Genomic DNA, 26,032 nt, shown 5'->3' on the forward strand with positions numbered 1-26,032 from the left:
GTACTGCAAGGACCCTAACATAAAGTCACCGAAACAAAAAAACTTCGGATTGCTTTTTATAGGCCGTTATTCGCCCACACAGATCAATGGAAAACATACATGACCGGGTCAAAGTGATCCGGCAATCCGTTCCGCATACCCCGCCCTAACCAGCACTTTTTGGTGAATAAGGGCGAGCATATTTTGCCGATACCCATTATAACTTATTGAATTTAAACAAATATAAAAACTGGCACGCGACTTGCTATTACAGGTCCAGAGAGAGCAGTGGGCGGTTGGTTGAGAGCTTCCGCCCAAATGAGAGAAAAGAGGCGTCCAGAAATGGAAAACACAAGCTATATAGCCATGTCGCGTCAGGCAGCCCTTCGGCGGTCGATGGACATTGTCGCCAACAACATCGCCAACGCCAATACTCCGGCCTTTAAGGCTGAGCGGATGGTGTTTCAGGAATATCTGGCAAAACCAACAAAGGATGAGAAACTGTCTTTTGTTGAGGATGTTGGCACAGCAAGAGACCTTTCCAGCGGGCCTTTGACCACGACTGGAAATGATTTCGACATCGCTTTATCTGACGAGGGATATTTCGTTGTCGATAGCCCCTTGGGAGAACGTTATACCCGCCACGGACGCTTCCAATTGGATGCGAACGGCCAATTGGTGACTGGATCAGGTTATCCGGTTCAAGGCCAGGCGGGCCCCATCAATATTCCAGAAGACGGCGGGCGGATCAGCATCGCAGGCGATGGCACGGTTTCCAATGACGACGGGATTTTAGGCAAGCTGCAGGTCGTGACCTTCGAGGACGAACAGAAGCTTCGCAAGGCAGCCAATGGCTTATTCATCGCCGACCCTGACATGAACCCGCAACAGGTTGCTCAGCCAAGCATGATGCAGGGCATGATCGAAGAATCCAATGTGCAGGCGGTTCTGGAACTGACGCGCATGATGGATATCAATCGCGCCCATGAAAGTGTCGCGAAACTGATTCAACGCGAAGACGACCGGATCAAAGACATGATCGATAAGCTGGGCCGTGCGCCACAGGGCTAATCGCGCTGTGACGAGATACTGACAGCTTTATCCGACTGAGGTTTTAAAGGAGACGACAGATGCGATCACTTAGTATTGGCGCGACAGGGATGTTAGCCCAGCAATTGAATGTGGAAGTCATCTCCCACAACATTGCCAACATGAACACCACGTCCTATCAGCGCCGGCGGGCTGAGTTTCAGGATCTGCTGTATCAGAACCTGCGCCGGGTCGGGTCGGACAGTTCCGACGCCAGCACCACGGTGCCAGTCGGTGTCCAGGTCGGGCTGGGGGTAAAAACCGCCGCCGTCTATCGCATCACCGAACAGGGAAACCTGACCCTGACGGAAAATCCGTTGGATGTCGCAATCAATGGCGAGGGCTATTTCCGCATTACGCTGCCCAGCGGCGATACGGCCTATTCCCGCGCCGGGTCCTTTCAATTGGATGGCGATGGCGATGTTGTGACCGTCGATGGTTTTACCGTGCAGCCTGGACTGACCGTTCCACCGAATGCCGTGGATATATCGGTCAATGCCTCAGGGGAAGTTCTGGTATCCCTAGATGGTGTCACCGCCCCGTCAAACATTGGGCAATTGGAACTGGCGCGTTTCCCGAATGACGCCGGCCTGTTGGCCATCGGGGACAACCTGTTTCTGGAAACACCGGCATCGGGTGGCGCAACAGTGGCTGCCCCTGGAACGGCCGGATTTGGCACGATCCAACAGGGCTTCCTGGAAACGTCGAACGTAAACGTTGTGGAAGAAATCACCAATCTGATTACGGCCCAACGCGCCTATGAGATGAATTCGAAGGTAATCGAAACATCTGACCAGATGATGTCGACCCTGACGAACCTTCGCTAATAGTGACTCATAGTCACCCACAGACGCTGACGACAGTAAGGAGAGTGATCATGAAACCGATATCAAACCATTGCCTGAGCGTGATTTACGCCCTGGTCCTGGCCGGGTTCGTGATCGCCCTGACTTTCCCGGCCCTTACTTTCCCGGCCCTGGCTGAAACCGCAAGCAAGGCAGAGTCCGAGGAAGTAAAGGTTCCTGTGGTACTGAATCCTATCGTTCAAGTGGATGCAGAATTCATCCATGTCGGGGATTTATTCGAACCGGCCGGGCAATACGCGGACCGCACGGTCATCCGTGCGCCAGAACCAGGACAGGAACTGGTCCTGCCGGCCGTATGGTTATGGAAAGCGGCAAAAACCTTTGGCATTGATTGGCGCCCAACCAGCACCGCGGAAACAGTGACCGTCACGCGGCCCAGCTCAGTGATTACAACAAGCCAGATCGAAGGACTGCTGCTGGATTCCTTCTTCAAACGCACCGGCGAGGATGACCTGGTTGAGGTTGAAGAAGATGGCGGTCCGTACCGGATCCATCTGCCGCGCTCTGTCGCGCCAACGGCCCGGGTCGAACGGTTTGACTATGACGCCCATTCCGGTCGCTTCACGGCAACCCTGCTGGCCCCTGCAGAAGGCCGCACCTTGCAGAAAATGAATATCTCAGGACGGTTCCACCGAATGGTTGAACTGCCCGTTCCAACGCGGCGCCTGGGCAAAGACCATATTATCGAAGCCGGTGATCTGACCATCGTGCGCATGCGGGAAGAAGGTTTGGGAACCAACCTGATCATCGATGAAAACAAGTTGATCGGGCAATCCGTTGGACGGTCGCTGACATCGGGGAAACCCATTCGCGCTGGTGACGTTGGCGCCCCGATCCTTGTCGAAAAGGGCCGGATTATAACAGTTAGCCTGCAAACCGACCGCATGGTGCTCAGCGTTCAGGGTCGGGCGATGGAAAATGGTGCCCTGGATGATGTCATCCGGGTGCAGAACACACAAAGCAACACGGTAATTGACGCAGTGGTGATTGGTTCCGGGCGCGTGGAAGTTCAGCTTCAGCAACCCCTGGCGATGCGCACGGAATAATCTGCCCGACACGCCGTTAACCTGAATGCAATCGAGATGAGGAGAGTAACCATGAAACATCATCCCTCCCGCCCTTCGGCGCGTTTCAAGACGCTGGCTTGCCTGACATTGGCAAGCGCCCTGCTGGTCGGTTGCAATTCGATGGAACGTCTGGCCGCTGTGGGTGAAGAGCCTTCGATGAACCCGGTGGCGAACCCGACCTATGACCCGAATTACACGCAGGTCACCATGCCAATGCCAAAGCCAGTAACGGCATCATACATGCCAAACTCACTGTGGCGCCCCGGCAGCCGGGCCTTCTTTAAGGATCTTCGGGCCTCTGACATTGGCGATATTGTCACCGTCGTGATCGATATCGACGAAAACGCACAGTTGGATAATTCCACAACCCGGACCCGAAACAATTCGGAAAATGTCGATGTCGACAGCTTACTGGGCTATGAAAATGCCTTGAATTCTGTCCTGCCCGAAGCGGTAAATCCCGCAGCCCTGTTGGCATTCGACGGCCAGACCAGCAATGCAGGTGGTGGCGCGATCGATCGCCAGGAAGCCATTTCGGTCAGCGTTGCGGCCGTCGTGACCCAGGTTCTGCCCAATGGCAATCTGGTCATACATGGACGCCAGGAAACACGGGTGAACTTTGAATTGCGGGAACTTCAGATCGCTGGGGTCATCCGCCCCCAGGATATTTCGACCGCAAACACAGTAAGCTACGAAAAGATTGCTGAAGCCAGGCTTGCCTATGGCGGGCGCGGCCAGGTCAGCGATTTCCAACAACCCCGCTGGGGCACCCAGATCATGGACGTGATCATGCCCTTCTAATCAACGGTCCCGTTTTGGGACCCACAGTTTCGGTGTCGCCCGCGTACTCTCTCTCTCCTCTCTCTCTCGCGGCGATTCCGAATGGGGCCTGACCAACATGGTCGGGCCCCCTTATCTTCTAAACCCGATTACAGCCCTGATCCCAAACAGGTTGATAACAAAAAAGGCCCGCCGGATTCAGATCCAGGCGGGCCTTTAGCATTCTTAACGGCGTCATGCTGACATCCGGGGTCCGAACTTAATCTTCCCGATGCAGCCGTTCCATCCGTTCGTGATGTTCCTGTGCTTCCAGGCTCAGAACCGCAATTGGTCGGGCCTCTAACCGGCGCAGCGAAATGGGCTCACCGGTTTCTTCGCAATAGCCATAACTATCATCTTCAATACGCTCCAGCGCCGAATCGATCTTGGCGATCAATTTACGCTCCCGGTCCCGGGTGCGCAGTTCAATCGCACGATCCGTTTCCATCGAGGCGCGGTCCGTCAAGTCCGGCTGTGCCAAGCTTTCCGACTGCATGCTTTCAAGCGTTTCTGAAGATTCTCTCAGCAGATCTGCACGCCAATTCAACAGCTTCTGGCGGAAATACTCTTTCTGAAGAGGGTTCATGAACTCTTCAGACTCACTGGGCCGATAATCCGGCGGCAGCAAGGGCGACGACACAGTCGCTTTCGGGTTTACACTGGTATTGCTCGTAGCCTCACTGCCCGACATGCCAATCTCCCGGTCAAATGCGTCCTATACTTCAAGACCGGCGGCTTATATGGCCCTAGGCAGGTCATTACAACACATTTTTTTAGGATTATTCGTCGCATCCCGCAGGCGCACACAAGACCTGCCTAAATGCGCAACAGGATCAATCGTCCTGTCCGTGCTTTGCCAGTTCAACGGCAACGCGCAGTTCAATATCATCGACCAATGATTTAACCTTTGGATCCAAAGCACCGCTGGCGCGCTGGCTCAACGCCGCCTGCAATTGTACCAGGCGCTGCCGTGACAAACCACCGGACAAGAGACCAATTCGTATCTCATCCAATTGATCCAACAGGTCTTCTCCGCGATCCAGTGCCGCCTTGTTGCGTCGTTTGGCATCCGGTTCCGTCGCATCGACGCTGTCTACCCCTTGCAGGGCCAGCAAAGCATCAATTGAGCTGACACCAGAACCACCCGCCAAACCACCGGCGCTGTCGACCGTATCATCCGCCCCGCCGTCGGCCTGTCGCAAGGCACTGGAAAATCCCACCCCTTTCGCCCCGCCGGTCTTGGCGGTCTTCTTGGACTGGCTGAGCTTTCCAGATGATCCGGGTCCGTCGACTTTCATCGTTACAGTGTATCCATTTTGCGCCGCAGGGGAAATCCCTGTGTTAGTAACTGCGCGCCGATTCCCACCCGGAATCAAGCGCAATGGCACCCGGCAAGTCTTGCCTAAACCGGGAACTCAGCACCAAGGCTACTCGCGTAAATCAATGAATTCAATAGCTTGTGTCTTTTTCCAATCTGGCACGGGTTTCGCATAACTCTCACCGAGACGGGTGTGTTTACCCAGCCCGAAATGAGAGATGAGAAACATGACCAGAGATTTCACAAAACGATCTGCAGGCTATGGCGATCTCAGAACGCGCCCGATGGCCCGAGTTGCACGCTTTTTCCTGGCGATACTGGCCCTCATTCTGGGATGGGCCCTGGTGCCGGCGGAAGCCGCCGCGCAATCACGGATCAAGGACATCGTCGACATTGAAGGCGTTCGCGACAACATGTTGGTGGGCTATGGTCTTGTCGTTGGCCTGAACGGGACGGGAGACAGTCTGGACACCGCCGTTTTTACCCGGGAAAGCCTGGTCGGGATGTTGCAGCGCATGGGCGTCAATGCCAGTGACTCCGATCTTGATACCGATAACATTGCCGCCGTCATGGTGACGGCTACATTGCCGCCATTTTCCCGTCAGGGGTCCCGCGTGGATGTGACAGTATCCTCTATGGGGGACGCAGACAGCCTGCTGGGCGGCACATTACTTGTCACCCCGATGCTGGGTGCAGATGGCGAAATTTATGCCGTATCCCAGGGAACGGTCGCTGTCGGCGGCTTTTCCGCGCAAGGCGCTGCTGAAACGGTCGTGAAAGGCGTTCCAACCTCTGGACGGATTTCCAATGGGGCCATTATTGAACGCGAAATCCCGTTTGAGTTGGCCCAGTTGAACCAGGTTAAATTGAATCTGCGCAATCCTGATTTCACCACGGCACGCCGCATTGCCCGCGCGATTGATGCCTTTGTCGGGGAACCCACGGCGAAGGCAACAGATTTGAGCACGGTTCAATTGAACATTCCGCCCAGCTATAATGGTGAACTGGTTGAATTGCTGACCGATATCGAACAATTGCGCGTTGAGCCGGATCAGATCGCCCGCGTGGTCATCGACGAACAGTCAGGCGTCATCGTAATGGGTGAAAATGTCGGGATTAGCACCGTCGCTGTGGCTCAGGGCAATCTGACCGTACGCATCACCGAAACCCCGCAGGTCTCGCAACCCACACCATTTTCTAACACGGGTACGACGGAAGTTGTTCCCCGCACAGAAGTCACCGTGGATGAGCAGGAAGACCGTCGCCTGGGCCTTGTGCCTGGCACCGTCGAATTACAAGAGCTTGTGAACGGCCTGAACTCCCTGGGGGTTGGCCCACGCGACATGATTACGATCCTGCAGGCGATCAAGGCATCTGGTGCCCTGCAAGCAGAAATCGAGGTGATGTAATGATCGATACAAGCAGCCAAATGCTTCTGGACAGTGCGCGCAATCAAGCGTTTGCGGCCAAGCCTAAAATGCCAATGGACGGCACACCAGACGCGATAAAGAAGTCAGCCATCGAATTTGAAGCCGTCTTCGCCCAGCAAATGCTGGAGCCAATGTTCGCTGAAATATCGAATGACAGCATGTTCGGTGGCGGTCACGCCGAAGGGATCTACCAATCCATGATGGTCCAGGAATTCGGTAAAATCATTGCGCAACAAGGGTCACTGGGGATCGCCGATACGGTCGCGAAAGAAATGCTGAAAATCCAGGAGGCCCAATCCAAGTCAGCCGCCAACACCACAGGGGAGATATCCCGATGAACGCCACTATCCGCGCCCATAATCTGATCGAACTGATGGAAGATCTGGTTGTTGTTCTGGAAAAAGAAAACGCGCTTTTAGAGACACCCCAGGCCGCAGAACTCAGCCCGGTTGTCGAAGAAAAGCAGGCTTTATTCAAACATTACAACGACCATGTCGAAGCCATCTCACAAGATCCAGGATTTGCTGTGGCCTTAAGCGATGACTTGCGCACGCAATTGCAGACGCTGGCTGAAACCTTCGAAGCCCTGATGACCATCAACCGGCGAAAGCTGGAAATCTTGACAAAGTCCAGCCAACACGTCGTCAACCGGATCATTGAGGCGGCAAAGCAGGCTGCGGGCGATATACCCGGTTATGGTCGCCAGGGCGCGATATCCAATGGACGCGCAGCCGCCCCGATCGCCATGAACCGAGAAATCTAACTGCAAGGTTTTTACACGCAACGATGCACAACACCCCGTGACACGAAAACCCAGGACGTAGAAACGATCCTCTTCAACCCCACGGACTTAGTGCACAGGAAAGGCAAAGAAAATGTCTCTGTTTGGCGCCCTTAACGTCGCAATCACTTCGGTGAATGCCTTGAACTCCGCGACGCGCGTTGTGTCTGACAACGTCGCAAACGCGAATAACGAAAACTATAACCGCCGCGAAACCAAATTTGAGAACCTGCAATATGGTGGCGTTCTGGTCAGCGATATTACACGCGCTGCGAATACAGGCCTGCTGCGGGATTTGTTTCAGCAAACCACGGTCGCGTCGGCTGACGAAATGCGCGACAAGCTGTTTCAGCAGCTGGAGCAATTGACCGGAACCATCAACGGCCAGACCCCGTTGGTCGACAGTATCGAGCGCCTTCGCACCGCATTTAAGGCATTGGAAGCCACGCCGGAAAGCGATGCGGCTGAGAACGATGTTATAATCGCCGCCAACAATCTTACATCAGAAATCACCCGCCTTTCCGATGGCCTGGATCTGATTGAAAACCAGGTGCTTCGAGACATCAGCCTGGTGGTGACTGACGCTAACAGCGCCATCACGGAAATCGACACGTTGAACAATAAAATCGTTGTTGAGAAATCTGCCGGTCGGTCGACAACGGCGCTTGAAAACCAGCGCGATGCCGAGATCACCAAACTCGCCAGCATTTCACAGTTGCGAACCTTTGAGCGCGACGATGGATCCATGGCGGTTTACACGACATCTGGACTTATCCTGGTTGATGCAAGTCCAGAGACCTTCACCTGGGATGAAGCAACGCGATCCCTGACAATTTCTGGGTCAAATAGCACGAACCTGTTGACCAGCGACAAGTTGCCCGATGGTGAGCTTGGTGCATTGGCAAACTTCATCAGAACCGATGCCACGGCGCAATCCAGTTCGGATTCCGGGACCGGCACCATTCAGAAACTGCGCAATCAGTTGGATGAGCTGGCCTTTTCGCTGGCAGACAACTCAACCGCCCGAACCTCCGGCGCGACCTTTGTTGACGCCAATGCCGACCTGACCGGCAGCGGCACCATTACCGCTGGCAATACCTTAACCTTCACGGTTGGCGGGGCGCTACAGGGTACAGTGACCATCAATGCGGGCGACAGCATCGACACGGTGGTCGCAAATATCAATGCGATCAATCAGGTGCGTGCCCGGGTCGATGGCCATGGTCATTTGCAGATTTTAAGCGATGGCGGTCAGTTTACGATTGGAGGGACCGCTGCAGCAGAATTTGGCCTTTCAACAACCCAGATTGCTGCAGATTCAGATGATACCCTGGCCTATGCCTATGAAGCGGAACGCAGTCAGGGAACGGTTCCACTGACCACCGCAACGGTGATGAGCAGCATTAACGGCATCGCAGTGGGAGATTCCTTCAGCTTCAACAACACATCCCTGGGCGGGGCCGTCACATATACGGTCGGCGCCGGTGATACGGTCCAGACCATGCTGGATACGATAAATGCCCAAGACGGCATGTATGCCCGCATCGGGGACGGAAATGTCCTGGAAATCACCAGCAAAGCCGGTGGCCTGGCCCTGACCAATACGAATAACACCCCCCTGACCGCGCTGGGCTTTACCGTGAACGGGACCTCCGCCAGTATCAGCGGCACAACTGCCACGGGACAAAGCGCTACCCTGTTTGTCGCAGAATCGGGCAACAGCCCGATGGATGTGGACCGCACCAATCTGGCAATCACAACCGGACTTGCCAATAACAGCCTATCGTTGCGGACCGGCAACCGGACAGAAATTCTGGCCGCTCTGAACAGCAGCAATCGGTCGATCAGCGGGTCTGGCAGCACAATCGCCAATACGGATTATACTGGTCTTACCAATGGAATTCTGACGGGCCTGTCCCAACGCGCCGAACGGGCAACCCTGGACGCACAAGAAAGTGAAGGCCTTCGTGCGGGCTTGAACCAGGCCCTGCGCGACGAGGTTGGCGTGAATATCGATGAGGAAATGGCGCGCCTGACCGTGTTGCAAAATGCGTATGCCGCGAGCGCGCGCGTCATTGATACGATCAACCAGATGTTCCAGGCCCTGGAATTGGCGGGACGATAGGAATTCATGACAACAGCACCTCCCCTTCGCATTGGCGTAATCGGACTCGGCGTGGGGGAACGCCATATTGTTGGCTATCAGGAGATCCCCGACGTAGAAGTCGTCGCCTGTTGCGATATCGACCCGGTAAAAATGGCCGCCGTCGCAGCCCGTCGGAATGTGCCCCATCTGCACAAAGACTACAGCACATTACTGGCGGATCCGACGATCGATGCGGTCTCGTTATGCTCTTACGATGATGCGCATGTTGAACAGGCCGTCGCCGCCTTTCGCGCAGGAAAGCATGTCTTCTGCGAAAAGCCAATTGCGCTGGACCGTGCTGGATTGGACCAGGTCATTCGCGCCTGGTCTGACAGCGGCAAACATCTGTCCTCGAATCTGATCCTGCGACAAAGCCCGCGTTTCAAGGCGGTGCGAGACATGGTCCGGAAGGGTGACTTTGGGGACCTGCATTATATGGAAGGGGACTATCTGCACCAGATTCTGTGGAAAATCACAGAAGGGTGGCGTGGAAAAATGCCTTTCTATTGCGTCACCTATGGCGGGGGTATTCACCTGATAGACCTGATGCGCTGGATCGCCGGCGAGGAAGTGACGGAAGTCACAGCGATGGCCGCGAAGAAACTGACAAAAGAAACCGGCTTTGCCTATCCCGATACCATGACAACGCTGATGCGTTTCAGCAGCGACCTGATGGCCAAGTCCACAACCACATTCGGGCCACAGCGTCGAAAGTTTCATTCTTTGAATGTTTATGGAACCAAGTTGAGCTTCGAGAATGCAAATGGGCCCGCGCGCCTTTATCATGGCGACCAGCCGGAAGATGAAGAACCCTTTGATGTTCCCTATCCGGGTATTGAAAAAGGCGACCTGTTGCCCGATTTTATCGCCGCCATTCGGGAAGATCGACCGTCGATTGTCGATGCCAAGGATGTCTTCCAGGTCATGAACATCTGCCTCTGCGCCTGGGAAGCGGCGGAAACCGGACACACCATGCCGGTTGTTGCTGTCGTCTGAACCCTATTTTCGATCACATCTTTCGTCTTGCAGCAGTAGCAAGGCGTCCGCACGCATTGCCAATAAGATTGATAAATATACCGCCCGTCATGTCAAAATTGAAACCATCAGCAATAAAACAACTAAGAATTAAGATAACTAAATTCATTTTAAAATTTGATCTAAAGCAAGAGACGAAACAACAAAAAGCTGTATAAATTTATTACAATAAATATAATACAACTTTCTGGTTAACCCAAAGATGACTTTCTTACAAGGCAACAACTTTGACGAATTCGAAAACATCGCAATTGGGACGACCGGGCACATTCTTTGCTTCCGCAGCACCCTTGTATGAATACTGGAAAATGTTGCCCGACGATAAGCCCAGACGGGCCTTGCGTGCCGAGCAACTGGGACCCCTCTTATTGCCGCATGTCAGCTTGCTGCGGGTTTTGGGACAGGCTGAAGACTTGCGATATGATCTGATCTGTCAGGAGATGAAGATGATCGCCCCCCGATTGATTCCGGGCAGCCTGGGCAGTGATCCCTTGCAATTGAACCCGGATGATCGCGGCGTGCTGGACCTATTGATGGGCGCAGCCCTGAAACAAAGTCCAAGCGCCCATCTGGCAAATTTCAAATCCTATGAAGGCCACAGAAGGTCTGTCTTTACACTGATCCTGCCCCTTGGCCTTAACGCGCAGGCAGTGTCATCCAATGATTTAATTGTTTCCGTCTGGCAGCGGCCCAATAAATTGGAGAATGACCAAGAAGTCTTCGAGGATATGACAGACGCATTTCTGACCTATTGCGATACCCACACAGAGTCGTAAAAATCAGAATATTGCCTGAAAAAGGAAAGTTACTCTGACGTAACCTCTTTCCATTTAGATTTAAAGGCACCCCAACTGTCATCCAGCTTGGACTTGGCATCGGTCCAGCCTTCATCGGTCGTTGTTTTTACATCGTTCCAGCCGTCCTTCACGCCCTGCCAGGCAGCTTTTGCATCTTCTGTTAACGGCCTGTTTGAATTTCTGGCTTCTTGCTCTTCAATCTCTTGCTTCATCTGTGCTTCGTAATCCTGGCGCGCGCCTGTTGGAGTTTCTGTCTGACTTGTCGTTTCGTCAGCCACCGCCTGAATTGCACCGCCGCATAAGAATAAAGAAACAGCCAAAATGCTGAAAAAGGCTTTCATGCTAATAACTCCCTTAAAAGATATGAGGCGACACGCCGCATCTGTGAACATGATAGGCGGCGGTTAAATATCAAGGCCACACAGCTAAATTGAAACGCGCTAGAACCCGACCAGCATGTCATATCCAACCGCGGCGGCAACCAGTGTTAAGACCCCCGCGACAAGGGCGGCAAGGCCATCCTCGCTGACTAAGGAGATACCAAACAATGCGATTGCCAGACCGGGCAAGCTGGCGGCAAAAGGAACAAATGCAAGCGGTATCATAAGCACCGCCAGTCCACAGCACAGGACGGCAACGAAGTAATTGAATGGCGACTTCAACAACCAGGTCAGCCGCGGCGACAGGAAGCGATCAATTATCCTGGCTGCAGGCCTAGAAATGTCCAATGCCTTGTTCAGTTTTGCACGCGGAATGGATATTTGGGTGATACGTTTAGGCATCCATAATGCCGATGGTGACACAATCATTTGCACCGACAGTATTATCAGCAGGATCGCCATTCCAATTGCCATTCCTGGGATAGCGCCAGTGGGGGCGGCTGCCAGAAATGCAGGAAAAAACAGCAAGGGCCCGTGACTACGCGCGCCAAAGCTTGTCAGAACATCTCCGAGATCAAAGGATTCCTGATCTTTAGGTGCGTTCCCGGTTATGCCATCCAGCAAATCCGTCAAGGAATGTGGTTGCTGTGTCATCCGTCCCATTGACTCTTCGACAGTCTATCCAAGTCGTCATACAAAATACGCCCCGCCTTTCGACGGGGCGCATCTGTATGATCACTATGTGAGGACTTTAGACAATCCCGTATTAGGACTGATCAGAAGTCATTTCTTTCCACTTAGCCTGGAAGTCATCCCAGCTCTGCTGGAACGTTTCCTTGGCGTCTTCCCAGTTTTCATCTGCGGATTCGCTCAAGGCTTTCCAGTTTTCTTCCACTTTCTGCCAGGCTGCGCTGGCCTCTTCGCTCAATTCTTTATCAGAAAATATCGCTTCCTGATTTTGCATCTCAGTGTTCATTTTCTGCTCGTAAACATCGCGCGGAGAATTGTTCGCGGTGTCACTTGCGGCCATAGCCTGCGGTGCAACAAGGCCCAGAGCCAGTGCGATAGTGGCAGCTTTTACGATGGTATTCATGAATAATCTCCTTCTTTGATGGCAGATGGTGCGTCCACGACCCCTCTGCGCTGTTATTCTTGTTTCAGTTAGTATAAACGGCGGACGCCATTCCTTGCTCTCAAAACATTTAGTAATAGATATTTTCTCTTCAACATAAAATTTTCTAAAAGGTAATAAATCAAAATTTTGCCACATTCACTCAGTCACTTTTAATTAACTTTATCTTGTATGATAATATATTTATAAAATTTTAAATAAAGTTTGTCATTCAGATGTATTTTTTTATTGCAAAAATCAATCCCGTATCCATGTAGAGAAATAATTTCCGTCACTGCATTCGTTCAGGACGGTTCCAACCATGTGCAAAGGCCTTCGGGAGATCTGAACAACCGGTCTTAGCACCACGACTTAAGGAGACTGTTTATGCTATATTGGGCAGCCGTGTTTTTCATCATCGCACTGATCGCCGCAGCCTTTGGCTTTGGGGGGATTGCAGCCGTTGCGGCAGGCGCCGCCAAAATTCTGTTCTTTGTCTTTGTGGTTCTGTTTTTCGCAGCCCTGATCATGCACATCGTGCGTGGCCGCAGGCTTTAGGGACCCGAGGTTTTAAAGGTCCACATGACCGCAGCGGTTGAACTGCGGTGCAACATTCTTAGTTTCTCTCGCTCAGGATTCGGGGCATCCTGAGCGAGATTACCTTTGTTGGAGTATGTAATGTATGCCTGAGTCCCCGACCCTGACCCTTGCGAAACAAATTTGCCGGTTCAGAACCAGCCTTGACCTGATTGAACATTGGTTATCAAAACAGCCACAGCAAGACAGTCTGGAAATCCCTGAATTTGACCCAATTGACGTCCCCGGTCTGTTGCCGAATATCTACCTGCTGGAAAAAATTGACGGTCGACTGAAATATCGGGTTTCTGGGGAGAATGTGAATTCTCTATTCGGACGTCAGAATACGGGCCGATATCTCGACGAGGTGGTGCCACCTCATTTATACGAATTTGTGCACCCCTATTTTTACTCCATTTTCAGCGGTAATTTGGTAGTTTTCGGGGGAATGGTCGTTGTTTCCAACAAGGAATATCTGGAATTTGAACGGGTGTTGTTGCCGGTTCGCCGCAAGGGTGAAACCCGATTATTGGGAATGCTGTCGCTGACAGACACGGCGAAAATGCGCGATGATGCCCCCCCACCCCGTCCAAAGGGGGGGTATACCTTTCACTGCCAGAACCTAGCGACAGGCACGATCGAAGAATTTTTTCACGAAGTGACCCCCATCAAGTCTCCCCAAATACGATAGCGGCTTGATCTGGCGTGAAAATTGCTTCCAAACTTGGAAGCAATCACGGCCCGGAGAGCAACAGGCATGCCCGATACCCCCATCCCATTTGGCAAACCGCAACTGGATACAGACGTATTCGACGCGGTCCGCACCGTCCTTGAAAGCGGGATGCTGGTACATGGCACGGTCACACCCGCTTTTGAAGCGGCCTTTGCACAGCGGATCGGGGCCGCCGAAGCTGTGGCAGTATCATCCTGTACGGCGGGTCTGCACCTGACGCTGTTCACCCGCAACATCGGCCCGGGGGATCGTGTCGCCGTGCCCGCCATGACCCATGTGGCAACCGCCCACAGTGTAGAGCTTGTCGGGGCGGAGCCGGTGTTTATCGATGTCGATCCTGCAACAGGCAATATGGACCCGGCCGCGCTGGAAGCCGGAGAGGGGCCCCTGGCGGTGATCATGCCCGTGCATTATCTGGGCCTTCCCTGTGATATGGACCGCATTCTTGCTGTGGCACAGAAGAAAGGTGCATTTGTACTGGAAGACTGTGCCCTTGCCGTGGATGCGACCTGGGGTGACCAGAAGGCGGGGACGCTGGGCCTGGCGGGCAGCTTTTCTTTCTATCCAGTCAAGCACATGACGTCCATCGAAGGCGGCATGGTGACAACCAATGATCCGGCGCTGGCCCATGAGCTTCGACGGCGCCGCGCCTTTGGCTATAACCGCGCCCTGGGTGAACGCACCCGACCTGGCCTGTATGATGTTGATATCCTGGGCATGAATTATCGCATGAGCGAAGTTGAGGCCGCGGTAGGATTGGCGCAACTTACTCATCTGGATGACTTTATGGCGGATCGGTCCCGCAATGATGCGGCATTGCGGGCGATACTGACCCGGATTGACGGCCTGACCCTCTTCCCCGACACGCACGGCAAGGCGACATCATCGCACTATTGTATCAATGCGGTACTGCCCCGGGATGGCTCCGTTTCAAGGGATCGCGTGGTCGATGGATTGAACGCGCGAAAAATCGGGTCTTCGGTTCATTATCCAGGCCCAGTCCCCCTGTTTACCTATTATTCACAAAAATACGGGTATAAGGCTGGTCAGTTTCCTGTCGCAGAATGGCTGGCGGATCAAACCATCTCCCTGCCCGTCGGGCCGCATCTGACCAGGGGTGATGCAGAGAGAGTAGGCAACGCCTTTCAGGAAGCGTATAGTGAGGCATCGCGATGACTCCAACGCAGAAAGCATTGGCGCCATCGCTTCAAATTTTAATCACGCGGGTAAACCAGAAGGAGACACCGCAATGAGTTCGATACCCTTTGAGACACTAAGACCCAATCTGGAAGACCAGCGGATCTTGCTGGTCGGTGGCGCTGGCTTTATTGGCCACAATCTTGCGCTGGAACTATCCCGCATGGGGGCCACGGTTGGCATTTGCGACAATCTGATGGTCAACAGCCTGATCGAAAATTGCTACGAACCTGGCCGCAATGTTGTTCAGCGCACCGCCTATCAGAATTTTCTGTTGGACCGATTTCTGCTGTTGCGGGAAAACGGTGTGGTGCTGATGAACAGCGATGCGCGCCTGCTGGCCGATCTGGGCCGTGTGTTTGAAGCATTCCAGCCCACCAAAGTCGTCCATATGGCCGCCATCGCCAGCGCCGTGGATGCAAAGGCAGAGCCGGGTCTGGCGTTTGATCTTCAACTGATCACACTGCGCAATGTCCTGGAACTGGTGCGCCCGAAAGTAAAAGATATCAATCAGGTCATGTTCATGTCGTCTTCGACCGTTTACGGCGATTTTGAAGGCGCAAGCGTGGACGAAACAACCTTCCCGCGCCCGGAAGGCATTTATGCCAATGCCAAATTCATGGGGGAACGGCTGGTCCGAACCTATCGAACACAATACGGCCTGGGCACGACGGTTATTCGACCATCTGCCTTGTATGGGGAACGCTGTATTTCCAGGCGAGTCAGCCAGGTTTTCATTGAGAACGCCCTGACCGGCAAGCCGTTGCTGCTGGAAGGCGGTGGCGATGGGCGGTTGGACTTCACCTATATCAACGATCTGGTACAGGGCATGGTGCGCGCATTGGCCCTGCATAAAGGGCATGACGACAGTTCAACCTTCAACATCACCTTCGGCAACGCCCGCACGATTGCGGATCTGGCCGCCGTGGTGAAATCCGTTGTTCCCAATGCCATCCTGGAAGAACGCCCACGGGCCGTGGACAAACCAATCCGTGGCACCCTGTCTATCACCCGGGCCCAGGAGAAACTGGGATTTGAACCGGAATGGACCCTGGAACAAGGGTTCAAACGCTATTGCGAATGGTATGCTGATCAATGGCAACGCGCGCAAATGCAAGTGGAAGCCAATTAAGATGAGCGATACAAAGCGGGGTCCAGCAGCCCTGATGCTGCTGGCCAGGCTCGATTCAAGGCGCCTGCCGGGAAAGGGTCTGATGGATCTGGGTGGGCGCACAGTGCTGGGCCGGGCCATTGATCGCCTGCGCCGCTGTCATCATGTATCGGACATGATCCTGGCCACCAGCGATCGCGCCCTGGATGATCCCTTGCAGGCCTTTGCTGAGGCTGAAGGCATCGGCTGTTTCCGGGGCGATGCGATGGATGTCGCAAAACGCTGCACGGATGCCTGCACCGAATTTAATTTGGACTGGTTCGTCAGGATCTGTGGTGACAGTCCCTTTGCCGATCCTGCCGTCGTGGACCAGGTTTCCCAAAAGTTCCTGGACAGCGGTGCAGACCTTGCCACGAATGTTTACCCCCGATCCTTCCCCATTGGGGCCAGCGCCGAGGCTGTATCAAAGGCCGCGATGCAGCGTATCTTACGCGCAACCCCCGATCTTGCGTATCGGGAACACGTGACACTGTACGCGTACGAACATCCCATCGACTTTTCCATAGTCAGCGTACAGCCAGAAGATCTGGATTACGAGGCGATGTCTATTGCTGTGGATACACCGGAAGATCTGGCCCGCGCCCGCCGCCTGATTGCCCTGCTGCCAGATCCGACGACGGCAACCCTGGCAGATATCCTGAAGCTCCAGCCGCAACTGTCTTAGCGCCAATCCGGGCGAACGCTGAGATAAAAGCTCTCTCATCCTGAGGAGCGAAGCGTCTCGAAGGATGGGCCCTCTGGAAACACAGGACTTACAGCCCCTCCTTCGAGGCGGTGCTATCGTGCCACTTGAGGATGAGGATGGTTATTGGCTGAAGCACCGTCATTCCCGCGAAGGCGGGAATCCAGGGCCACCCGCATAAATCACACCAGCTGCCCCTGGACCCCGGATCAGGTCCGGGGTAACCGCTTTGTCAACAGGCGCCCCCAGCGCGCAGACCGTGATGTAATCTGTTAGAATTGAAAACAGCCCCCTGCATCACAGCGCCTTTCATATCAGATCCATACCCCGGGTCTTAGGCGCGCCATTGCCGTCGATGGGCATGGCCCAGGCTTCTTCCTTGAAATCGCCAAAGCTGAAGCGCTTGCTGGAGCCGTCTGGAAACAGATAGGTCGCGCTGCCGTCTATCGGGTCATAGATCGCGGTATAGATGGTCCCGAACCCATTATGATAGGCGTTGGTGTATAAAGGCGGCTTTCGGAAAGCATCCACCAGTTTCGGGAATGTGACTTTATCATCTTCCAGACGGAACCTAAGGAACTGCTCGCGCTCCAACGTGGCGGTCGCGCGTGCATGGTCGTGCCATTCTATGCGTCCCTGATGATTGGTGGCATAAGCAACGGATTTGATCACGGGACGGCTGCCCGGCGCCAGATAGGCGGTCGTGAAGCGTCCCTTCTTATCAACCACCGTCACATTATAGGCCATATGGGTCGGCACATCGGCCAAGACTTTTGCAGCGTCCTCCACCGTCGCACAGAATTCCAGAATGTTGCGCAGGATAACGGGGATACCAAATCCCTCCCCCACGGCGCGGCGGCCCCCAAACGTCAGGCTGACAGCCAGCCCCTTCTCGTTCACCCCATCCAGCACGCCCCACAGGCAATCGGTCATCGCAATGACCTTTGTGCCATTCCAGGCGCTTTCCATGATAACGCCATCGATCAAAGCCGGGCTGTAATCATAATTGCGCACCAGTTTCGGACCATCGCCCAACCAGACGATCTGACTGCAGCCGGAGATATAGGCTGGCGGTCGCCACAGGCTGAGGAAACGCGCCGCCAAGTCGCCCCCACCGGCCAGATCACACAATCGGTCATAGGTCGGCAATAGACGGGGCATATGGGCTTCCAAGGCCTCCTTACAGGTCAGCCAGGTCGCGCGCTGCTCCAACCCATCAGAGAGATACCAGGCCCGATAGGCCGGCCAATATCTCTCAAACAGGGTCTGCCACTTATCGCCGGGCTTCTTCTCAGAAACCGACTGGAAATAAAGGTCCATGTCTTCCCCGTCCGTCCCCTGTGTCAGGGGACCGGACCGATACGGTCCTTCCTGTTCCGGCACGCCCAGAAACTGGGTTCCGAAAGCTGTACTTTCTGTGCCAATTACAGAATCTTGTATGCCCCAGCGGTCGGTGCCGGTTGTAAGCCCCGCCCCTTGAACTTCCCGCGCATTCCATTGATCCATTTCTTGGCCCGCTTATTCAGCTTGAAGTTATCGGTCATAAGGCGGCCGCGGGTCACCAGAATGCCAAGGTCAGCCCCTTCATACCGATAATCTCCAACCCCGGAAATTCTCAGGAAAAAGGCTTCATTCTCGCTGGCAACCGCACGGCGGTGATAGTCAAATCGACTGAAATCGATACTGCCATCAGGGTTCATACGATAGATGCCACTTTCAGGGGCTTCGGTGATGATGTCCACCGAATCCTGTGTATGTTTCATGACATATTGGGACCAACTGTCGATATTGTCCGGATCAGCCCAACGGTCATTCAGAGCCTCTACATCCAGTTCAAACGGCATCCCCGAAAATTCCAGCAAATGGAACAGGAATAGCGGCGCATCCGCATGGGCGAAGGCGGCATGATTGGTCATGGAAGACGCCCCGGTAATGCGCGGGTTCAATTCCCCCAGATACATCAGGCCACTGTCCATATCGATCAGGAAATCCAGCTCGAAATACCCGCGATACCCTTCTTTGCGCAGCTGCTCCCCAAATTTATAGGTGTATTCACGGGCCTGCTGGCGGATTTCCGGTGTGAAGCTGGCATCAAAAATCTCATTCCCGCACCAACCGCCTTTATAGGGGGTCAGTTCCGGGAACCCGACCAGTTCGGTCATCAGCGGCCCCACAATGGTGCCCGCCTTGGTCGTGCAGGCTTCAATCGCCGACCCACGGCAATTGATGCGTTTCATAACCTTGATTTCACCCTGACCGATGATTTCGGACTGATGCTTCTTGAAATCCTTTTCAGTGGAGATGAAGAAGGTCGTATGACCGGAATCGCCAAAGGCAGACTGCAGCACCAGATGCTCACCCAGCCCCTTTGATACCTCGCGCAACTGCTCATAGCTTTCAATCTTAGCCAGGACGTTAGGCACCGATGGTACGCCCGCCTTGTCACCGATGCGCACGGTGATGATTTTGTTATCAACCCTGGTGCGCAGCTTCGCTTTCGGGAACCAGACATCCATCTTGGCCTTTTTCGCCAGCTTTTCCGTTTCCTCGTCAAACATCAGGAAAACCGATTTAGGATTTTTCCCCATGGCGCTGACGGTATCCAGCACTTCCTTATGCTGCAGCAGATAATTGTTGATATCCTCAATCGACTGGAATTCGGCATGGGGCGCTTCATTGGGAACGAAGACGTTCGGGTGACGCCCGTCATAACAGTCTATATAATTGATATATTTAAAGTTCTTAACCCATTCATCCATGCCCAACAGGTTAAAGTTGGTCGCACTAATGAACACGATCGGTGTTTCATTGCGATGGAAATACCGCCGTATATCCGACATGCCTTTCAGGACTTTCTTTTCCCGTGGCACGCGCTTTTTCGTTCCCGGCTTCAACGTCGCCTTTTTCGCGACAGGCCGCTTGACCGCAGCCTTCGCCGCGACTTTCTTAGCTAATGCCTTTTTCACTGTCGCTTTTGGTGCGGTTTTCTTTGCTGGTGTTTTTTTAGTAGCCGCCTTCTTAGTAGCGGCTTTTTTCGATGCCGCCTTCTTCACAGTTGCCTTCTTTGTGGCTGCTTTCTTCGTCGCTGCTTTTTTGGCAACGGCCTTTGGCGTCGGAGTGGTCGACACAGGTTTTGTCGTCAGGGCTTCTGGAGCCCCACCATCGACGGCGACGGCGGCTTTTGTTGATGTCTTCTTTGCAGTGGCCTTCTTAGCCATAGGTTAGTCCCCCATTTTCTCTGTTCGGTTTATTTCTTTGCGACGTCTTTTAACGCCTTTTCTGTGAATACGCGCAGTCCCAGTTCCGGGCGATAGCCGTGAATTTCCTTCACATCCAATGCCCGCATATATTTCAGAATTTCGATGCTCAGGACCTGCCCTGGCACCAGAATTGGGAATCCCGGCGGATAGGGAATGATGAAGGTCGATGATACGATTTCCCGGCCTTTGGCCATTTCCGCATCCAGGCTGCCATCTTCCAGGCTTAAATACTCACAATTTTCCTGATCATAGGCCAGGAAGTACGCGGTGCGAATATCGCCTTCTGCCGTATCCGCACTTTGCCCTTTTTGGGTATTCTTTGCACGGAAAGAGTCATGGAAGCGGCTGAAATCCGGTTGCGGCGGCAATTCTTCCAACAAGGATGTCACCTGACGATTATGCAGCGCCCGTTCGACCGGTGAAGAATCATCCAGCCGTTCGTCCAGTTCCGCTGAGATCTTCACCAGAACTTCTATCAGATAAGCGACCGAGGACCGTGTGGTCCCGATATTGGTCATGAACAAGACCGTATTGCGGGATGTCTTGTTGATCTGAATCCCGTACTTGTCCATCAACTCCTTATTCTTAAATGTATCGCCATCCAGTCCTGTTTTGCCGATCAACAGCGTGACCCGCGTCGCATCCAGCGCGAATTCATCCTTCGCCCAGGCTTCCCAGATGTCGGCCCAGCCATGTCCAACCTGATAATAGGATTCCATGCCGCTTTCTCGGTATTCGGCTGGAATCATATCGCTGGCGGTCAGGACGCGGAAATATTTACTTAACAAGGGATGGGTCGCGACTTTCTCGCGCAGAACCATGGCCATTTCGACCTGCTTCTGAACCATCTCGAAGCCTTCCAATTCCACCTGCCGGCGCCCCACATCCAGAGACGCAACGATCTGATAATTTGGCGAGGTTGATGTGTGGGTCATATAAGCTTCGTGGAAGGATTCCTCTGCCTTGGATTTGTAATCCTGATCATGAATATGGATCATCGACCCCTGACGCAGACTGGTCAGCGTCTTATGGGTTGATTGGCAGGCATAGACACGAACCCGCACCTTGTCTGGATCGGGCATCAGGCGTTGATCCAGCCAAGTGGACTCTTTCTCTGGCCCCGCCTTGTCAAAAGCGGCCTTCCAGGCCTCGTATTGCTCCCGGTACTCACCGGTCTGATAGCGTTCCCGCAACATCGCCGCATTATGCATCGCGGTGCGCTGACGATAGGTCGGCCCGAAACGGGCAAAGGCAAACCATGCCTCATCCCACAGGAAGACCAGGTCTGGCTTAATCGCCAGGCATTCTTCCATCACCCGCTCAACGTTATATACCAGTCCATCGAAGGTACAGTTGGTCAGCAACAGCATCTTCACCCGGTCCAGCTTTCCCGCCTTCTTGAGTTTTAGCAACTGATGCTTGATCTCGCGCAGCGGGACCGCGCCATACATAGAAAATTCATTCAGCGGATAACTGTCCAGATAGACAACCTGCGCACCAGCCAGGACCATTCCATAATGATGGGATTTGTGGCAATCACGGTCTACCAGAACAATATCGTCCGGCTTCACCAATGCCTGAACCACGATCTTATTACAGGTCGAAGTTCCGTTGGTAGCGAAGAATGTATGCCGTGCCCCAAATGCCCGGGCTGCTGATTCCTGAGCATGCTTGATTGGCCCATGGGGATCCAGCAGTGAATCCAACCCGCCAGACGTGGCAGAGGTTTCCGCCAGGAAGATATTCATCCCATAAAAGTCGCCCATATCCTTGATCCAATGGGACTTGGCGATGGATTTTCCGCGGCTGATCGGCATTGCATGGAAGACGCCCGTCGGCTGTTTGGAATATTCCTTCAGGGCGGTGAAGAATGGTGTCTTATAGCGCGTGTTGACGCCGCGCAGAATATTCAGATGCAGCTCCATATAGTCTTCCTGGTTATAGAAGACCCGGCGGCAATTATCACAGACACGCCCGGCAATATCCTCCACGGACTGATCCGTGACCATATAGATATCCAATTCCGGGCGCAGCTTTCCAATAGCATAGGCCAGATTGACACCATATTCCTCTGGCGGCAGATCATCGAATGTCTCGTCGCCAAGCCGGTTCAGATATCGCTTCAACATCGGCAAATCATGGCGCGACTTGTAGGGGAAACCGTAACGGACAACGACAGCCTGAATATTGTGATTGAACAACACACCAATCAGCGCATCTTCAAAGCTGCCGACAACCACGCTTTCATAGACAAAGGAATCCTCTGCCCGGCGCTTGTCTCTGAGCGACCGTTTCAGTGTGGTTTCCTGATGCGGTGACAGGTCATCGACAATCATCACTTCGAAATAGGGACGATTGCGCGCACGCTCTTCAGCGGTATCGGACCGCTCGTCATTGTCTTCATCATCTTCGGTGGGTATGACATGGATGTGGCGGCTGCGATAGCTGTCGGACATCAAGGCCCGCGTGATACGGGCGACTGTGTGAGTAAGCGTCGTGAATTCCTGCTCTTCAAACATAGTATGCAGACGCTCGAAGGTGACCCGTCCAGGAAAGGCCCAATAGCTTTCGATGGGTTCCAATTTGTGCAGCAGGTCTTCAACAACCTTGTGCATGGGGGAGCCCGGATCGCGACGCTCTGCCACCATCAGGCGCGCAGCCGCGTTCTTCAATTTGCTCCAGCTATCATTCCGTAATTGAGAGGCGGAATAATGCGCGGTTAGATCCCCTGGCCCGCTGCGGCGAATCGCCAGTGCCTTGCCTTCTTTTGCTCCCGGTTTTCCGCCTTTTGGGGCGGCATTCTTTTTGGACTCACTCGTTAGCTTTGCGATCGGTTTGCTCCATTTATTGTATCAACGGCGTGCAGGCGCATACCGCCTGGGCCGGCAGGCTCTCCCAATGGCTCTGAAACACCCCTGTCCAAGGTTCCAGGCCGCATGTCCAAGCCTGCCCGAGACCCTCTTTGAGGCATTTCGAGGGGGCCAAGACTGTAAAGATAGGATGTGTCGGCATAGGTCGGATCATAAATCGAAAAATAGACGCTGCGGTCACGGAAACTCTTCTGCGTCTGCCCCAATCCTTTAAGGCCGGTTTCCCGCTGGCGACGCACCAGGGTAAGATCCACCTCAATCGGGATAATCTCTTCCTGCCCGGCGGCTTGATACAGAACGGTTCCGGACGGGTCCACGACACAAGACCGTCCACATCCCCCGGCACCCAATCCATTGATATCAAATATATAGCATTGGAACATGGCCGCCGACGCGCGGGCGATGGACAATTCCACATCACGATCAATGGTTCCGGTCAGGACAGGGTGCAGCAAAACCTCGACCCCCTGTGCTGTCAGGGTTCGTGTCGTTTCCGGAAACCAGATGTCATAACAGATCGAAACCCCAAACCGCCCAACGTCTGGAACATCGAAGATCAGAAACTCTGTCCCTGCCTCGATACCGGCCTCATATGGGCGAAAGGGAAACATCTTGCGATAGCGCCCGACAATCTCCCCCTCAGGATTAATCACGATCGCTGTATTGTAGATTTTATCGCCAACACGCTCAAAAATTGAACCTGGCAACAGCCACACACCATGGGCGCGCGCCATTTCCTGAAAGATTTCTTCTGCAGGTCCAGGCAGAGTTTGCGCATGCTCCGGCAAAGGCCCATAAGGTGCGAGTTCTGAGAACATGACCATCTGAACCCAGGGAAACCGGGCTATGGTTAGATCAAGGCGCTGTCGGATCGCTGTAACATTTTCAGCGTATGCTCCAACATGCATTTGAACTCCGGCAATCGCAAAGGGTTGCATTCGGGCGCTCTTCCGTCCGTAGTTATTATTATCTGCATAGGACACCATAGGCATCCATGCTTGTAAACAATCGGATTCTGGACAGTGACGGAACGGTTACAAAGGGGCTTGTTCAAACCACCCTATCAAACGGTTGAAAACAGACCGCCATCTTCATTCAATGTCGCCTGTTCATTTTCCAATCGCCTTGCATCGCTTAAGCTGAATTGGCGCACCGCAGGCAGTTTATCCGTTCTTTCCATAAAAACAGGGCCGCTGATCAATTGAACGCCACTTTCAGCCAGCTTGATAACCTCACGCCAACTTGTGGCATTTACTACGGTACTGACCAAGCCAAGATCCCGGGCAGTGCTTAGGGTGGATTTTGTCCAATCCAAATCTGCGTCAGAAACCGTTCCTGGCAATTCGACACCCACGATCTGAACGCCCGATGCATGAAGACGCGACAGTATGTTCTTAATCGCGCTGCGCCCTGTACCCTGCCGCATAACAACCGTAACCCCCCGAAAAAACGGGGTTAGATACTGGCAAAGCTCCATTAGGCGACTGGGGGGAATTCCCTCTGGTACGTCGCACAAATTCACGTATATGCGTTGCCGCAATGTTGGTGGCGTCATCCGCAGCACCTCAGTCAATTGCTGTCGTCCTTGCGCAGCCGACAGGGTTTCAAAATTTACATTAAAAACGACATGACTTCGCTTACCCTCCTTTAGGGAGCCTTTCAGCGCCATCAGACCAAATTCCAATATATCAATATCGAAGGAGAAAATGTCCTGGTGCGTTGCATCAAAAGGTAACGCATCATAACCGATCGACAATTCGTCCTGAAATGGCGTCTGCCGCGCAGGGACACACTGATACCCTGCAATCATATTCGTCGGTACAGACCACATAGCGACAAACAGCGGAAAACTGGGTACGTTTTCAATATCCGCCATTTCAGCGGCGAACCGCTTTCGGCTCTCCTGTCGATCCAACATGCTTTGAGAAAATGGCGGGTTCGGAATTTCATCTGTAATTTCAATGTTTAAGGGTTCATCAAGTGAAGCGCTGTTGAGCAACTTACTTGCCCCTTTTGCCAACATGTTTGCCACTTCATTCGGTTTAAGCGCGGCACTGGACTTCCATTTTTCATCTTCAGAGATGATGGTCCTGAGTGTCGTTCCTTCGAATCCGCCCTGCCCAAACAAGGTTTCATTTACCTGTTTGGCAATTCTGCTGGCTTTCAACAGGGCCATGTCCTGGTTAACACCCTGAAAGATGATAACGTAACTGCCGTCTTCGCATTTAAGATACGAATCCAGTTTTCCCGAATGGGTCCGGATCGCGCTTTCAACAAAGCTGCTGACCAATTCCCGCATTTTGGACCAACGCTTGGGACCAACCTGTTTTTCAATATCTTCAAGGCCTAGCGCAATCATTTGTCCAACTTGTATCGACTCCCTGGATGGGAGTTCATGAAGAACCTTACATAATTGTTCGACTGACTCGAGCCGCAACGCGGACATAAGAATCCATCCCTAACCTTATTGTTAACGATCCTTTTGTATTTCAATCTAATTACAATGCCCTAATAATTCGTTAATTAGAACTGCCGGGCGGTATTTGGGTACGTTTTTCTGCCTTTTGGCATATACTACTAAAAAATTTATGGTCATAAGAGTTATAGACCAGTCACTTCTGATAATATTTTGCCTTTCGAGCGCGAACCGCCAAGTCAAAAATGGTCACGCAAGATGGACATTGCGATAGGAAATTAGGCGCGTCTCAAGCGTTATTCCTGTAAC

The 26,032-nt window shown here is 53.3% G+C and carries 25 protein-coding genes; 15 read left to right on the plus strand and 10 right to left on the minus strand.

The window, feature by feature from the left end; genetic code table 11:
- Positions 1-321 precede the first annotated feature (321 nt).
- The 4 genes from flgF to flgH are packed head-to-tail and all read left to right on the plus strand — an operon-like array spanning position 322 to position 3,802.
- The gene (flgF, locus tag ACOSDR_RS15825) at positions 322-1,050 is read left to right on the plus strand and encodes a flagellar basal-body rod protein FlgF (protein WP_420723716.1); all 729 of its coding nucleotides are present in this window, start codon (positions 322-324) and stop codon (positions 1,048-1,050) included.
- Positions 1,051-1,109: 59 nt separating this feature from the next.
- The gene (gene flgG, locus ACOSDR_RS15830) at positions 1,110-1,895 is read left to right on the plus strand and encodes a flagellar basal-body rod protein FlgG (protein WP_420723715.1); all 786 of its coding nucleotides are present in this window, start codon (positions 1,110-1,112) and stop codon (positions 1,893-1,895) included.
- Positions 1,896-1,945: 50 nt separating this feature from the next.
- A complete protein-coding gene (gene flgA / locus ACOSDR_RS15835) occupies positions 1,946-2,980 on the plus strand; it encodes a flagellar basal body P-ring formation chaperone FlgA (protein WP_420731865.1) in 1,035 nt (344 codons plus the stop codon).
- Positions 2,981-3,031: 51 nt separating this feature from the next.
- Positions 3,032-3,802, plus strand: coding sequence for a flagellar basal body L-ring protein FlgH (gene flgH, locus ACOSDR_RS15840; protein WP_420723713.1), 771 nt, complete (start codon positions 3,032-3,034; stop codon positions 3,800-3,802).
- A gap of 238 nt (positions 3,803-4,040) precedes the next feature.
- On the opposite strand, the gene dksA is transcribed toward flgH, so the two are convergent.
- Positions 4,041-4,406, minus strand: a complete 366-nt coding sequence (dksA, locus tag ACOSDR_RS15845; protein WP_420724106.1) for an RNA polymerase-binding protein DksA — start codon at positions 4,404-4,406, stop codon at positions 4,041-4,043.
- Between the two features lie 247 nt (positions 4,407-4,653).
- Positions 4,654-5,118 (minus strand): flagellar assembly protein FliX, encoded by a 465-nt coding sequence (locus ACOSDR_RS15850; protein WP_420731866.1) that lies wholly within the window; start codon positions 5,116-5,118, stop codon positions 4,654-4,656.
- Positions 5,119-5,365: 247 nt separating this feature from the next.
- Between ACOSDR_RS15850 and ACOSDR_RS15855 the strand changes: the two genes are divergently transcribed.
- From ACOSDR_RS15855 to ACOSDR_RS15880, 6 genes are all read left to right on the plus strand, one after another.
- Positions 5,366-6,547 carry a flagellar basal body P-ring protein FlgI gene (locus ACOSDR_RS15855; protein WP_420731867.1) on the plus strand — a complete coding sequence of 394 codons (1,182 nt, stop codon included), beginning with the start codon at positions 5,366-5,368 and terminating at the stop codon, positions 6,545-6,547.
- Positions 6,547-6,906, plus strand: a complete 360-nt coding sequence (locus ACOSDR_RS15860) for a rod-binding protein (protein WP_420723710.1) — start codon at positions 6,547-6,549, stop codon at positions 6,904-6,906. The genes ACOSDR_RS15855 and ACOSDR_RS15860 overlap by 1 nt, the downstream gene beginning before the upstream one ends.
- Positions 6,903-7,331 carry a flagellar export chaperone FlgN gene (gene flgN / locus ACOSDR_RS15865; RefSeq protein WP_420723709.1) on the plus strand — a complete coding sequence of 143 codons (429 nt, stop codon included), beginning with the start codon at positions 6,903-6,905 and terminating at the stop codon, positions 7,329-7,331. The genes ACOSDR_RS15860 and flgN overlap by 4 nt, the downstream gene beginning before the upstream one ends.
- Before the next feature lie 112 nt (positions 7,332-7,443).
- Positions 7,444-9,474, plus strand: a complete 2,031-nt coding sequence (locus ACOSDR_RS15870; protein ID WP_420731868.1) for a FlgK family flagellar hook-associated protein — start codon at positions 7,444-7,446, stop codon at positions 9,472-9,474.
- 6 nt (positions 9,475-9,480) lie between these two features.
- Complete coding sequence (locus tag ACOSDR_RS15875; RefSeq protein ID WP_420731869.1) at positions 9,481-10,491, plus strand: Gfo/Idh/MocA family protein; 1,011 nt, start codon at positions 9,481-9,483, stop codon at positions 10,489-10,491.
- Between the two features lie 266 nt (positions 10,492-10,757).
- Complete coding sequence (locus tag ACOSDR_RS15880) at positions 10,758-11,306, plus strand: hypothetical protein (protein ID WP_420723700.1); 549 nt, start codon at positions 10,758-10,760, stop codon at positions 11,304-11,306.
- A gap of 29 nt (positions 11,307-11,335) precedes the next feature.
- On the opposite strand, the gene ACOSDR_RS15885 is transcribed toward ACOSDR_RS15880, so the two are convergent.
- The 3 genes from ACOSDR_RS15885 to ACOSDR_RS15895 form a co-directional block, all read right to left on the minus strand.
- Complete coding sequence (locus ACOSDR_RS15885; protein ID WP_420723699.1) at positions 11,336-11,668, minus strand: hypothetical protein; 333 nt, start codon at positions 11,666-11,668, stop codon at positions 11,336-11,338.
- 99 nt (positions 11,669-11,767) lie between these two features.
- The gene (locus ACOSDR_RS15890) at positions 11,768-12,361 is read right to left on the minus strand and encodes an exopolysaccharide biosynthesis protein (protein ID WP_420723698.1); all 594 of its coding nucleotides are present in this window, start codon (positions 12,359-12,361) and stop codon (positions 11,768-11,770) included.
- Positions 12,362-12,473: 112 nt separating this feature from the next.
- Positions 12,474-12,800, minus strand: a complete 327-nt coding sequence (locus ACOSDR_RS15895; RefSeq protein WP_420723697.1) for a hypothetical protein — start codon at positions 12,798-12,800, stop codon at positions 12,474-12,476.
- A gap of 405 nt (positions 12,801-13,205) precedes the next feature.
- Between ACOSDR_RS15895 and ACOSDR_RS15900 the strand changes: the two genes are divergently transcribed.
- From ACOSDR_RS15900 to ACOSDR_RS15920, 5 genes are all read left to right on the plus strand, one after another.
- On the plus strand, positions 13,206-13,376 hold the full coding sequence (locus tag ACOSDR_RS15900) for a DUF1328 family protein (protein ID WP_420723696.1): 171 nt from the start codon (positions 13,206-13,208) through the stop codon (positions 13,374-13,376).
- A 124-nt stretch (positions 13,377-13,500) separates the two neighbouring features.
- Positions 13,501-14,085: a PAS domain-containing protein gene (locus ACOSDR_RS15905; protein ID WP_420731870.1), complete on the plus strand. Its 585-nt coding sequence runs from the start codon at positions 13,501-13,503 to the stop codon at positions 14,083-14,085.
- A gap of 66 nt (positions 14,086-14,151) precedes the next feature.
- Positions 14,152-15,303: a DegT/DnrJ/EryC1/StrS family aminotransferase gene (locus ACOSDR_RS15910; protein WP_420731871.1), complete on the plus strand. Its 1,152-nt coding sequence runs from the start codon at positions 14,152-14,154 to the stop codon at positions 15,301-15,303.
- A 73-nt stretch (positions 15,304-15,376) separates the two neighbouring features.
- Positions 15,377-16,456 carry an NAD-dependent epimerase/dehydratase family protein gene (locus ACOSDR_RS15915; protein WP_420723693.1) on the plus strand — a complete coding sequence of 360 codons (1,080 nt, stop codon included), beginning with the start codon at positions 15,377-15,379 and terminating at the stop codon, positions 16,454-16,456.
- Between the two features lies 1 nt (position 16,457).
- The gene (locus ACOSDR_RS15920) at positions 16,458-17,159 is read left to right on the plus strand and encodes a cytidylyltransferase domain-containing protein (protein ID WP_420731872.1); all 702 of its coding nucleotides are present in this window, start codon (positions 16,458-16,460) and stop codon (positions 17,157-17,159) included.
- 327 nt (positions 17,160-17,486) lie between these two features.
- On the opposite strand, the gene ACOSDR_RS15925 is transcribed toward ACOSDR_RS15920, so the two are convergent.
- The 5 genes from ACOSDR_RS15925 to ACOSDR_RS15945 all read right to left on the minus strand — a co-directional run bounded on the left by ACOSDR_RS15925 (position 17,487) and on the right by ACOSDR_RS15945 (position 25,483).
- A complete protein-coding gene (locus ACOSDR_RS15925; RefSeq protein WP_420723688.1) occupies positions 17,487-18,683 on the minus strand; it encodes a C45 family autoproteolytic acyltransferase/hydolase in 1,197 nt (398 codons plus the stop codon).
- Positions 18,602-20,395 carry a biotin carboxylase gene (locus tag ACOSDR_RS15930; RefSeq protein ID WP_420731873.1) on the minus strand — a complete coding sequence of 598 codons (1,794 nt, stop codon included), beginning with the start codon at positions 20,393-20,395 and terminating at the stop codon, positions 18,602-18,604. Before ACOSDR_RS15930 ends, ACOSDR_RS15925 begins: the two co-directional genes overlap by 82 nt.
- A 29-nt stretch (positions 20,396-20,424) precedes the next feature.
- The gene (locus ACOSDR_RS15935; protein WP_420731874.1) at positions 20,425-23,109 is read right to left on the minus strand and encodes an aminotransferase class I/II-fold pyridoxal phosphate-dependent enzyme; all 2,685 of its coding nucleotides are present in this window, start codon (positions 23,107-23,109) and stop codon (positions 20,425-20,427) included.
- A 146-nt stretch (positions 23,110-23,255) separates the two neighbouring features.
- Positions 23,256-24,245 carry a carbon-nitrogen hydrolase family protein gene (locus ACOSDR_RS15940; RefSeq protein WP_420731875.1) on the minus strand — a complete coding sequence of 330 codons (990 nt, stop codon included), beginning with the start codon at positions 24,243-24,245 and terminating at the stop codon, positions 23,256-23,258.
- Between the two features lie 125 nt (positions 24,246-24,370).
- Entirely contained in the window at positions 24,371-25,483 is a 1,113-nt protein-coding gene (locus tag ACOSDR_RS15945; protein ID WP_420731876.1) for a hypothetical protein, read from the minus strand.
- Between the last annotated feature and the right edge of the window lie 549 nt (positions 25,484-26,032).

It is taken from the genome of Hwanghaeella sp. 1Z406 (assembly GCF_048892425.1).
Lineage (GTDB): Bacteria > Pseudomonadota > Alphaproteobacteria > UBA8366 > Aestuariispiraceae > Pacificispira.